Source organism: Acidobacteriota bacterium (genome assembly GCA_039030395.1).
GTDB lineage: Bacteria > Acidobacteriota > Thermoanaerobaculia > Multivoradales > JBCCEF01 > JBCCEF01.
Window position 1 is genome coordinate 108220 of the sequence record JBCCEF010000004.1, and the last position, 12339, is coordinate 120558.

The following is a 12339-nucleotide window of genomic DNA, read 5'->3' on the forward strand; positions in this document are numbered from 1 at the left end:
GTGTCCCTCGTCGCCGTGGCCTTTCGCTCTGCGGCGGAGCTACCGGTGGCGGTCGAGTCCTTCCGAGCCGAGACGCTAGCGGCCGGCGCCACGGCGGAAGTGGTGGTGGTCGACCATTCCGAAAACCCGGCGGAGCACGATCGCCTGGGAGTCGCACGGCCAGATGTGCTCGTCGCCCGGCCCAATCGCGGCTACGCGGCGGGCCTCAACGCCGGCATCGAGCGCGCCACCGGCGAGGTGCTGTTCCTCGCCAATCCGGACCTGCGATTCCTGGAGGGTTCCGTCGGCGCGCTGCTGGCGGCCCTCGGCGACGGCGCGGATCTGGTGGGACCGCAGTTCGAGCTGTCCGGCTTTAGCTTCGCCCCGGCGGAACCCCAAACGGTGCTGGCGGAGCGTCGCAAAGCGCGCGCCGGCAAGAGTCCCAGCGCTTGGTTTCGAGCGCTACGCCGGGAAGTTGCCCGCTGCCGTCGGGTCTGGGAGGCCGAAGGGCCGGTGGCCGTGCCGCAGCTCTCCGGCGCCCTCATCGCTTGCCGCCCGGAGACGGCGCGGGCGATCGGCCCCTGGGATGAAGACTTCTTTCTCTATTTCGAGGAGACGGACTGGATCGACCGGGCGTCGCGGGCCGGGTACACCGTGAGGATCGCCCCGGGGGCCCGCGTCGAGCACCGCTGGGGGCACGCGGCGGCACCGGCAGAGTCTGGCGAGATCTACGCCAGGTCCCGGCAGCGCTACTTCGAGCGTCGTGGTCCTTTGGGTCGTCGGGCGGCCCGCTGGCGCTTCGGTTCGGTGCCCTTCGCGTTGGCCGAACTGCCCGCCTTGCGGCAGCGCGAAGTGGGGGATGCCTGGTGGCTCGCCTCGCCAGCTCCCCTCGGCATGCCGGCGGGCGGACTGCGGTCCTCGGAGGCGCCTTTCGAACCGCTGAGTGCCCTTCACCGCGCCTGTCCGGAGCCGATGGATCTGGTGATCACGGCCGTGGCCACGGCTGACAACACGGTGGCCGGCGCGTGGCTCTCGCGGTCGCCGGGCAGCGCATAGAATGCCGTGATGTCTGCCCTTTTGTCCGTGGTCATTCCGGCCTACAACGAGGCCGAACGCCTGGTCCCCACCCTCGACCGGGTGGTGGAGTATCTGTCCGGGCGAGCCGGTAGTTGGGAGATTTTGGTGGTCGACGACGGTAGCGAAGACGCCACCGCCGAAGTCGCCACGGGGCAGTCCGGCGTGCGGGTTTTGCGGCAGCCGGCGAACGCCGGCAAGGGGGCTGCCCTGCGGCGCGGAGTGGAGGAGAGTCTCGGCGCTCGGGTGCTGCTTTGTGATGCGGACCTGTCGACGCCGATCGAGGATCTGGAACGCCTGGAACCGGCCCTCGACCGAGGGGTCGACTTGGCGATGGGCAGCCGAGCCGTCGTCGGCTCGGACGTCGCCGTCCGCCAACCCCTCTACCGCGAGTTGATGGGCAAGACCTTCAACCTGTTCGTACGCGTCTTCGGGGTGGGTGGCTTTCGCGACACGCAGTGCGGTTTCAAGCTGCTCAAGGGCAAGGTGGCGCGAGAGCTCTTCGCCGACCTCAAGACCGACGGTTTCGCCTTTGACGTGGAGCTGGTATGGCTCGCTCGGCGACGTGGCTATCGGATCGCGGAAGTCGGTGTGCGCTGGGCCAACTCCGAGGATTCCCGGGTGGATCCTATCTTCGACTCCGCGCGTATGTTGCGGGACATCCTACGCATGCGCTGGCGCCATCGCGGGTAGTCTAGAACGTTGCCGGGAACCGACGTTGGTTGAATCGCTGTCCCAGGTCCGAAGAAGTCCATGACCATCCATCCCGCATTGCCGGTGCTTCTTCTGCTCACCGTCGCGCCGTTGGTGCTGCCGGAGCGGTGGCGCGGCGGCCCCCGCCGATGGGTCAGTCCATCGTGGGCCGTCACCTGGGCGGCCATAGGATTGGCCGGCATCGCGCTGTTGCTGCCGGTCCTGCGGATTCCGGACGGCATGCCCAGCCCGGCGGCCTTGCTGGCTGAGCAGGCCCCCTGGCAGAGCGAGGTCTCCGCCGCCGCCGGCCAGCCCGTGCAGCGCGATGTGGTGTACCAGATCCAGCCTTGGTTGCTGTTTGCGCGCGGTGAGCTGCGGGCCGGTCGGCTGCCCTTCTGGAATCCCCACCAATATGCCGGCTCACCCTTCTGGGCCAACGGCCAGTCGGCGCCGCTCTTTCCGCTCCATCTGCTCTTTGCCGTCCTGCCGCTCTCCCTCGGTTGGGTGCTGTTGCCGTGGCTGCGCTTCCTGATCGCGGGGATGGGGGCTTGGGCGCTGGCGCGCAAGCTCGGGGTCGCGTCCCGTGGAGCTTTGCTCGCCGGCCTGATCTTTCCGCTCTCGGGCATGCCGGTGGGGTTCCTGCAGTTTCCGATGGGAAATGCCCTGGTCTTGGTGCCTTGGGTACTACTAGCGGTGGAATGGGTGGCCCGACCCGCGGCGGGCTCGAAACACTCCCTGCGAACCGTCGCCGGCCTGGCGGCGGCGGTGTGCCTGCAAAGCCTGGGAGGGCATCCGGGCACCGTGCTCCACACGGCACTCCTTTCCGTCGTCTATCTCGCCGTGCGCGGTGCGGATGGCTGGCGCGGCTGGGCGCGTTGTCTCGCCGGCTGGGGCCTGGGCGGCGCCCTGGCGGCGGTGCAACTCGTGCCCCTCGCCCTGTTTGTGCAAGAGAGCAGCCGCTGGCAGGCGGTGACTCCGGCCTTCCAACAGCCCCTCGGCCGGCTGCTGGTGCAGCCGCTGCGACTGGTACTGCCGGGGCTCTACGGCGACCCGGCCGCCGGCACCTGGTGGGGCCCCTACAACTACCTCGCGACTAGCGTCTACGCCGGCGCCGGTGCGATCGCTCTGGCGGCCGTCGGCCTGGCCGACCGCTGGAAACGCCACAAGTCCGAAGCCATACCGACGGACCGGCGGCCCTGGATCGCCATCTGTGCGCTGCTGCTTCTGTGCCTGGCCGGCGCGTACCACTGGCCCGTCGTCCGGCAGGTCCTCCAGGCCTTGCCGGTGGTGGGCAAGGTGGTCCAGCATCGATTGCTCTTCGGTGTCGACCTGGCCCTGGCGCTGGCTGCCGGCGCCGGCCTCGAAGCGTGGCTGGCTGGTCGCGGCCGCCGAAGTTTGTACGTCGGTGCCGCGCTGACCCTGGGCCTGACGGCCTGCGCTGTGGCGCTGCACTTCGATGCCTGGCGGCAGCATGAATTGCATCGAAGCCAGGGTCTGTGGGCCGCCGGGGTGGTGGCGGTAGTGCTTCTGTTGGTGGCCCTCCCGCGTTCCTTTCGCACCGCCCGCGGACGTTTCCTGGGGTGGACCGTGGCGCTGCTGTTTGCCGTCGACCTGCTCGTTGCCCACGGCAGTCTGATGCCGGCCCTCTCCCGCAGCGACTTTTTTCCACTCACACCGGCGGTCGAGTTTCTGACGGCGAGGTCTTCCGAGGGTCGAATCGCCGCCTCCGGTCGTACCCTCCACCCCAATGCCGCGACGGTCTACCGCCTGTCCGACATTCGTGGCGACGACACCCTGAAGCTTGCCTCGTATCAGGACTTTTCCGTGCAACACTTTGGCGTGCGGAGCCCGACCTACTTCGACCCCATCGCCCGCTGGGACGCGGAGGCCCTCGATCTCCTCGCGGTGCGTTGGGTGATGACGCCACCCGGCACCGCTGCTCCCGCCGCCGATTGGTCGGTTGCCTACGACGGTGCCGACGGGCGAATCCTCGAGCGTCCGGCAGTGCCCTCCACGGTGCGGTGGGCGACTTCCGATGGCAGTGATCGGTCTCTCTCCGTGGTGTCTTCCGAACCGGGCCGCTGGCTGATCGATTGGTCCACTCCCACCGCCGCCACGGTGGTGGTTGCGGAAACCGCCGCCGCCGGCTGGCGGCTCACTGGACACTCCGGCCCGCGCCCCGAAATGGAGTCCGTGGCGAAGATCCTGTTGGGGGCGGTTGTCGGCCCCGGCGAAGGTCGATTGGAGTGGGTGTACCGGCCGCCGGGATTTGGGGCGGGCGTTGCCCTGAGTGCCTTCGCCCTGCTGATCTCTTGCGGTTTGCTGTGGCGAGCCTTGGGGAGGAGGGCAAAGTGATCGACATCCGCCCCACTGAGCCCTCGGACCTACCGGGCATCGACCGCCTCTTCCGGGAACGCTTCGCCGCCGGCTTCAACGAAGTCACCTGGCGCTGGAAGTACGAGCAGCTTCCGGGGCGGTCGCAGAGCTGGGTGGCGGTGGACGGCGGCGGCCGGGTCACCGCCCATGCCGGCCTGTTGGGCTTCCCGGCGGTTGGGCGCCAGGCGCGGGGCACATTGTGGAACCTGCTCGATATCGCCGGCAGTACCCGGGGCCTGGGCCTGAGGCCGCCGATGGTCGACCTGGTGCGCCACGTTCTCGCGCCGCTGCCGGCGCCGGACGACTTCCCGTGGATGATCGGCATTCCGAACCGACGTCACTTTCGCCTCGGCCGCAAGGTGCTCAACTACCTGCTGCTCAAAGAGATCGTGCCGCTGGCAGGGAAGCTGCCGCCGGCCGGCGCGGCGGCCGGCCACTGGGCGGAGGCGGCGGAGAGCGCCCCGGCGGATTCCGGCGAGATCTGGCGGAGCTGCGGCGTGTGGGGCATCGAGCGCTCGGCGGCCTTCTTGAACTGGCGTTACCATGCCCGGCCCTATCGCTATTACCGCTTCTACCGCCTGTCGGAACCCGGCGGAGATTCGGGAATGGCGGTTTTCGCCTTTGTCGAGCGCGAGGCCTGGGGAGCGGAATTGTGGTTGCCGGAGGCCGGCGATTGGTACCATGCGCTCAAGGCCGTGGCCGTCGATCTAGGCGCCGCCGGCCTCGAGCGCTGGCGCTTTTGGCCGGCTCCCCACGAGTCCCAGAACCGGCTCTTCGAACGGCTGGGTCTCGAACTCCTGCCGCGGGAAACCACCTTGGTGAGCTGGCGCGGTCGACCCGACCCGGACACCGGCCGCACTCCCCGACCCGATGAGGATTTCTACTACGCGATGGGCGATCACGATGCGGTGTAGCAGGCTGCTTGAGCGGCCCGCTTCGCGACCTCTCCAGCAGCCTGCTGTTCGTTTCAGGGGGGCTGGACGCCCTCAGGCGAAAAAGTGCGATTTTCTTCCTTCACCCCTGTCCTCGACAGCTTTACTGCCGCCTCGACCTTCGGACTCGGTCGCGGGAAGTGAACGAGTATCTTGGCGACCGTTGAGCCGATGGCTCCGCGGAATTACGGCGGTGGGCCTTCTCAAGGTCGCCGCGCTTGCCCTCGGCTGTGGAGGAGTGGCGCCCGATGCCTTCCGCCTGCCTCTCTCCGGAGGCGTGGAAGCCTTGCCCGACGGCGCGCCGGAATTCGATTCGGCCGTTGAGTTTCGTTCCGTCACCGTCGGTCAGGAACGGCGCCGGGCGGTGGCGAGCTCTGGCGGTTGGACCTGGCAGGGGCGGATCCCACGGGACGGGCACTTGCTCTTCGGGGTTCAGGCACTGCCGGAGTTCTGGAGCGCGATGGAGAGTTTCGAGTTGCGGATCCGGGTGGAACGGGGAGACGAACTGGAAATCCTCGACCAGGCCCATTGGAACAAACCTCGCTGGCTGGATATGGAGGTGGATCTCTCCCGTTACGGTGGCCGCGAAGTGACGCTGACGGCCACGATCGAAGCGCGGCACAAGGCCAGTGCTACGGAATCAGGAGCGGTGTCCTTCGCCTGGTCTCCCCTGGTTCTTGCGAGCCGCCGCGGAGGGGCCGGCGAGAGGGGGGCGGAGGACGCCCCACCAAACATTCTGCTGATCGTCATCGACACCCTGCGCGCCGATCACCTCACCAGCTACGGCTACCATCGCGATACGGCGCCGAGCATCGATCAAGTGCTAGCGAAGCCCGGCACCGTGGTGGAGACGGCCTATGCTCAGGCGCCCTGGACGTTGCCGTCGGTCGCTTCCTTCATGACCGGCCGCTACCCGGGGGAGATCCTCGGCGAGTCGATGGCTTCGTTCGGGATTCCCGAGACGGTTCCTTCCTTGGCCGAAGGCCTGGCTAAGCTGGGCTATCGCACGGCGGCCTTCGTCGCGAATCCCACCGTTCACGAGGGCAACGGCTTCGGTCGCGGATTCGAGACCTTCTACACCCCTCCGCCGGTTAACGATTCGATGTTGCTGCACGCCGAGGACGTTGCCGACCGGGCAGTGCCGTGGCTCAAGGCCTACCAGCGGGAGAGGCCGTTCTTCGTCTACGCCCACTTCCTCGATCCGCACGATCCCTACGACAATCCGGATCTGGTGGACGGTCGCTCTCCCTGGTATCCGGACTATCGGGGCTCCGCCTCCGGCAAGTGGGTGCACGGCATCTACACCGGCAAGTTGCCGCTCGAGAATCCCGAGGACGATGTCGCTCACCTGACGGCTCTGTACGACAGCGAAATCGCCTATGTCGACCGGGCGGTGGGACGGTTGATCGACACCCTCGACCCGGCGGTGCTGAGCGAAACGCTGATCGTCTTGACCTCGGACCACGGTGAGGAGCTGTACGACCACGGCGGCTGGAAGCACGGCCAGTCCCTCTACCAGCATCAGATCCGGGTGCCGCTGATCGTGCGGTGGGATGGTCGGGTCGCCGCCGGGGAGCGGTTGGTCGGCAACGCGCAGCTCGTCGATCTGATGCCGACCCTGCTGGCGGCGGCCGGCGGCGAGGTCGCCGCCGATGCCGACGGCATCGATCTGCTGCCGGCCCTTGCCGGCGAGGAGCCCCTGCCGCGCCGCGTGGCCTATGCTCAGAACCACTCCAGCGGACCGGTGCGGGCGGCGGTGATGGCGGACGGCCAGAAGCTGGTGCGCTTCGACCGCGCCAAACCCTTCGAGGCGGTAGACGAGCTGCAGGACCTTCTGTGGAAGAAGGATGTGGAGCGCCTGGAACGCACCGAGCTTTATGATTTAGGGGCGGATCCCGGAGAACAGCGCGATCTGAGCGCCGCCCGCCCGGCCGAAGCCGCACCCCTGATCACCGCCGTAGACCGGCAGCTCGGGCGCCAGAGTGGGGGGGGCGGCGGCTGGTGGCTGGTGAGCGGACCGGCGGCCGACGGCGAAGCCCTGCAGGCAGTGCTGGAAGTGGAGGCGGAAGCCGACGGCGAGATCATCTGGCAGGGCCATTTCCTCGGACCCGACGACCGGGTTCGCGTGGAGCGTAATGAAGCGAGCGGCGACCGGCTGATCCTCGAGCTCGCCGCGGGTCCGCTGGGCAGCCGCGGGGTGCGCCTCAGCGGCATCGCGGAAGTGCTCTCGGTGAGCCTCGGGGACAGGAGCTCGAAGGGCGTCTTCGCCGCCGGTGTGCCGTGGCGGCCCGGCGGTGCCACGAGCGCCGCCGAAGGCGTTTGGTGGCCGGTACCGGAAGAGGCGCGTCTCGCCCTGTGGAAAGCACCGGAGAGGGAGGTCGCCGCCGCGCCGAAGGAGTCGGACGAAACCCGTGAGCGCCTGAAGGCGCTAGGCTACCTCTAGCAGGGTGCTGAAATGATAGGCCGAAGGCCTTTCTCAGCTACCCGCCAGTGAGCGAGAAAGGACCCTTGAGTCGAAGATGAGCCATCCCCATCCGCCATTGCCCGGGGCTTCCGGAAAGGTCACCGCCGGCGATCTGCTGGTGCTGGCGCCGCACTTTGACGACGAAGTGCTCGGCTGCGGTGGCCTCCTCTTGCAGCGCTTGGCGGCGGGCGCGGCGGTGCGGGTGCTGTTCTTGACCGACGGTGGCGGCGGCGTGGAGGAAATCGCCGACCGCGAGGCCTATGGCGAGCGCCGGCGGCAGGAGGCCGAAGCGGTGGCCGAGGCGATGGGCACGACCCTCGGATTTCTCGATCTGCCGGACGGCAAGCTGTCCTTCCATCTCGCCGAAGCGGCGGACGGCATCGGCGCGGTGCTCAAAGAGCGAACGCCGGAAGCCGTTCTGGTGCCCTCCCCCCTCGAAGGCTCCGCCGACCACCGAGCCGCTTTTGGGGCGCTCCATCGGCTCCTCGGTGGGTTGCGCGGCGGTGACGATCCCCTGGCCGAAGCGCTGCGGGAGGTCGAGATCCTGGTTTATGAAATCAACCGGCCGGCCCATCCGGACCTGTTGCTGGACGTCACCTCCGAAGTGCCGAAGCTGGCGGAACTGATGGAGAGCTACGGCAGCCAGCAGGAGCGCCACGGCTACTGGCGGGCCTCCCTCGGGCTGCGTCGCTACCGCACCCTCAGTCTGTCGCCTGAAGTGGAGGCGGCGGAAGGCTACCGGCGGCTGGCCCTAGAAGACTTCGTCAGTCGCAGTCCGGCGCAGCTCCTGGCCCACTTGGGCGCCGACAGAAGCCGCAAGGCGGTGACCGAAGGACCGGCGGTGTCGGTGATCGTCCGCACCAAGGATCGGCCGGAGCTGCTGGCCGAGGCGCTCGCGAGTTTGGCCGACAGCACCTATCGCAATCTGCGGCTGGTGCTGGTCAACGACGGTGGCGCGGCGCCGGAAGTGCCGGCGAACTTTCCCTTTGCCGTGGAGCGGATCGATTTGGGGCGCAACCGCGGCCGGGCGGCGGCGGCCAACGCCGGGGTGGCGGCGGCCGATGGCGACTATGTCGCCTTCCTCGACGACGATGATCTGGTGGCGCCGGAGCACTACGCCACACTGGTGGCGATGGTGTCGGCGGCGGAGGTGCGGGTGGCCTACACGGACGCGGCGGTGGGCGTCTACGAGCTGGATCCGGCGGAGCCGGGAGAGCCGGGAGAGAACTCCGGCGGCGGCACCGGGGGCTGGCGCTGCGTCGAGCGGCGGCTACCCTACAGCCGCGACTTCGATCCGGATCGCCTGGTGGTCGACAACTACATCCCTTTTCACACCCTGTTGATCGAGCGGGCGCTGTGCGACGAGCTGTCGCTCAAGGACGGCGGCGCCTTCGATCCGTCGCTGCCCTTCTTCGAGGACTGGGAGTTCTTGATCCGCTTGGCGGCGGTGACGCCCTTCCACCACCGGGCGCGGGTGACCTGCGAGTACCGCCACTTCCGAGGTGCCGGGCACCACGTGCTCGGCGAATCGCCGCGCCGCCGCGCCGACTTCCTCACCATGAAAGCCCGGGTGCTCGCCGAGCACGCCGACCGCCTCACCCCGGAACGTCTGGCGGCGGTGGTCGACGACCTGCGCCGGGAAGCGGTGGAGGCCACCGAGGAAGCGGCGTCGAGTCGCCGTGCCGCCGGTGAAGAACGCCGGCGCCACCGCCAATGGGCCGAACGCTTTCACGCCTTGAACGGTGAAGTCGAGGTGCTGCGCGCCGAGCACGAGCGCCTATCGGAGGATCTTCGCCGCCTGTATGACGAGGAACGAGCGCTGCGCGCCGTAACCGAGGATCAGACCGAACACCTCGGCCGCACCTACGCCGAGATCGCGCGCCTCGAGGGAATCATCCGTGACATGGAATCTACCCGCGCCTGGCGCCTCTACCAGCGCTTCCGCCGATAACCGGACCCTCACCGCTTCATGACCCGTATCGCCTTTCTTTCGAGCGAGCCCATCCGGCCGCGCATGGCCGGCATCGGCATCCGCTACCTGGAGATGGCGCGGCGGCTGCCGAAACTCTCCGGTGGCGAGGTCGAGGTCGTCTTGGTGTCGCCGGCAACGGTGGAGGAGATGGCGGAAGCCGCGGCCGAGGTACCGGTGCGCTCCTGTGCGGCAGGTGGGTTCGGCGATCTCCTGGCGGACTGCGACGGCGCCGTGGCCCAGGGCCAGCTCGCCAATCATCTGCTGCTCGAATGCCCGGAGTTGCCGACGGCCATCGACCTCTACGATCCGTGGCTGGTGGAGAACCTGCACTACGTCGAATCCTTGGGCCTCGACCCGTACAAGAACGACCACGCCACCTGGGTGCTCCAGATGTCCCGCGGCGATTTCTTCCTGTGCTCGTCGGAAGAGCAGAAAACCTTCTACTGTGGGTTCCTGTCGGCCTTGGGGCGAATCAACCCGCACCGCATGGCGGACGATCCGGATCTCGCCGGGTTGATCGCTCCGGTCCCTTTCGGCCTGCCGGACGAGCTGCCGCCGCATCGCCCCTGGTTGCCGGAGAGAGCCTCCGGACCGGCCCCGTTCCGTATCCTCTTCGGCGGCCTCTACGACTGGTACGACCCGTGGGTGCTCCTCGCAGCGCTCGAAGGAATGGAGGCCGACTGGGTGCTCTACTTCATCCGCAACCCCAACGCCGACTCCACCCCCCAGGCCTTGATGTCCGAGGTCGAAGCCAAATGCCGTGAGCGCGGCTGGTGGGGGGAGCGGGTACGGGCTCTCGACTGGGTGCCGGCGGAGCGCCGCTGGGATCTGCTGCGTGACGTCGACCTGCTGGTGGCGCCGCATCGGCCGAGCCTTGAAACCCGCCTCTCGCTGCGCACCCGCTACCTCGAAGCCTTAGCCGTCGGCTGTCCGGTGATCGCCACCGCCGGCGGCACCATCGGCCGTCTGCTGACCGAGCACCAGGCCGGCCGCGTCGTCCCCCCCGGCGACGCGAACGTCCTTCGCACCGCCCTGGAAGGTGCCACCCGAATGTCAGAGGCCGCCCTGGAAGGTGCCACCCGAATGTCAGAGGCCACCCTGGAAGGTGCCACCCGAATGTCAGAGGCCAACAAAATCAACGACTTAGAGACTTCTCTAGCAGGTACCACCCGAATGTCGGCAGGTGCCACCCGAATGTCGGGAGGCGCCACGAGAATGCTTGGGGAGCCGTCGGCGGAGGGTCGCCGGCGGCTGGTGGCGGCTTTCACCTGGCCGCGCTCCCTGGCTCCGTTGGTGGAGTTTTGCCGCCGGCCGCGGCGGGACGAGACGAAGGAAGCCTTTGCCTTTCGGCCGGAGACGGTGGCGCCGGCGGACGGCTTGCCCTTCCGGTTGCGCCGCCGCCTCGGGCGCTGGTGGCGCGGGGAAGGCGCTTGAAGGTCTCCGTCGCCATTCTGAGCTGGAACGGCCGACAGCATCTCGGTCCCTGTCTCGAAGCCCTCGCCGGGCAGCGGGATCCGGGGGTGCCGTGGGAGGTTCTCGTGCTGGATAACGGTTCCTCCGACGGCACCGCCGAGTGGCTGCGAAAGGAGTGGCTGGCGGTGGATCGCCTGCCGCTGCGGCTGGTCGAGAGTCGTCACAACCTGGGATTCTGCGCCGGCAACAACCGGTTGGTGAGGCAGGCCGAGGGCGACGCCGTCGCCTTCTTGAACAACGACACTCGCCCACGGCAGGACTGGCTGGCCGCCCTGGTGGAGGGACTGCGCCGCTCGCCGCCGGACATCGCCGCCGTTTCCGGCCGAATTCTGGACTGGGAGGGCGAGCGCCTCGACTTCGCCCGCGGGGTGATGACCTTTGACGGCCACGCTTTTCAGATGGGCTTCCGGCGGCCGCTGGATCGCCTGCGGCCGGTGGACGACCCGGCGGACGGCGAGGAACTGTTCTTCGCCTGCGGCGGCAACATGCTGATCCGCAAGGAATCCTTCCTCGCCGCCGGTGGATTCGACGAGGACTATTTCGCCTATCTGGAGGACGTCGATCTCGGCTGGCGCCTGTGGGCCGGCGGTGAGCGGGTGCGCTACGTGGCGGACGCGGTGGTGCACCATCGGTCGAGCGCTACCAGCGATCTGCTAGGTCTTTATCACCGCGGCTTCCTGTTCGAGCGAAACGCCTTCGTCACCGCCTACAAGAACTACGAAGACGGCCTCTGGCAGCGCGTCATGCCGGCGGTGCAGTGGGCGCTGGCCTCCCGCACCCAGACCCTGCTGGTGCAGAACAACCCTGGCGGCGAGATCCTCACTCAGGACCCCTACGCCGGCATGATCGCCAATACGGGCAACGGCGAAGAGGAGTCAGAGGCCAGATCCGAAGCGCTGCCGATTCGCCGCAAGCGCGGGCGGCCCATCTGGCTCAAGCCCCGCACCTTCGCCCGTCACCTCAAAGCACGCCTGGCCGGCGGCCCTCACCCGGTGCTGACGGACCACCGCACCGTCGCTCAACTGCGGGCACAGACCTGGATCCTCGGCCATCTCGACCGCATCGCCGCGCACCGGGCCGCGGTGCAGGCACGCCGCAAGGTGAGCGATGCCTATCTCTTCGAGCGTTTCCCGGTATACCTGGTGCCGACCTATCCGGGGGACGAACTGCTGTTTGCCCGGAAAGGGTTCCGCCGGAGCTTGCCGGCGGATCTACCGCTGGTGGATCGTAACCTCGAAGAGGTGATGGAGGTGGAAGGCAACCCCTCGTGTTGAGCGGGCGCTCCGAGCCCGAAGGGCTGGGCGCCTCCGACGAGGAGCCGCCGAAGATGGGGGTGAGCCCGCAAATGCAATGCATTTCGGGCGAGGGGGACGCTG

Annotated in this window: 8 protein-coding genes; all 8 read left to right on the plus strand. The window is 68.4% G+C overall.

Features of this window, described 5'->3' with window-relative positions:
* The 8 genes from AAF481_06355 (at position 1) to AAF481_06390 (ending at position 12237) form a co-directional block, all read left to right on the plus strand.
* Positions 1-1035 (plus strand): glycosyltransferase family 2 protein, encoded by a 1035-nt coding sequence (locus tag AAF481_06355; protein ID MEM7480776.1) that lies wholly within the window; start codon positions 1-3, stop codon positions 1033-1035.
* Positions 1036-1044: 9 nt separating this feature from the next.
* Positions 1045-1746 (plus strand): dolichyl-phosphate beta-glucosyltransferase, encoded by a 702-nt coding sequence (locus AAF481_06360; GenBank protein MEM7480777.1) that lies wholly within the window; start codon positions 1045-1047, stop codon positions 1744-1746.
* A gap of 60 nt (positions 1747-1806) precedes the next feature.
* Positions 1807-4101, plus strand: a complete 2295-nt coding sequence (locus AAF481_06365) for a hypothetical protein (protein MEM7480778.1) — start codon at positions 1807-1809, stop codon at positions 4099-4101.
* Positions 4098-5036 (plus strand): hypothetical protein, encoded by a 939-nt coding sequence (locus tag AAF481_06370; protein ID MEM7480779.1) that lies wholly within the window; start codon positions 4098-4100, stop codon positions 5034-5036. The genes AAF481_06365 and AAF481_06370 overlap by 4 nt, the downstream gene beginning before the upstream one ends.
* A 181-nt stretch (positions 5037-5217) precedes the next feature.
* Positions 5218-7497 carry a sulfatase gene (locus AAF481_06375; protein MEM7480780.1) on the plus strand — a complete coding sequence of 760 codons (2280 nt, stop codon included), beginning with the start codon at positions 5218-5220 and terminating at the stop codon, positions 7495-7497.
* Positions 7498-7573: 76 nt separating this feature from the next.
* Entirely contained in the window at positions 7574-9469 is a 1896-nt protein-coding gene (locus tag AAF481_06380) for a PIG-L family deacetylase (protein MEM7480781.1), read from the plus strand.
* Between the two features lie 18 nt (positions 9470-9487).
* The gene (locus tag AAF481_06385) at positions 9488-10924 is read left to right on the plus strand and encodes a glycosyltransferase family 4 protein (protein MEM7480782.1); all 1437 of its coding nucleotides are present in this window, start codon (positions 9488-9490) and stop codon (positions 10922-10924) included.
* On the plus strand, positions 10921-12237 hold the full coding sequence (locus AAF481_06390; protein ID MEM7480783.1) for a glycosyltransferase family 2 protein: 1317 nt from the start codon (positions 10921-10923) through the stop codon (positions 12235-12237). The genes AAF481_06385 and AAF481_06390 overlap by 4 nt, the downstream gene beginning before the upstream one ends.
* Positions 12238-12339 lie beyond the last annotated feature (102 nt).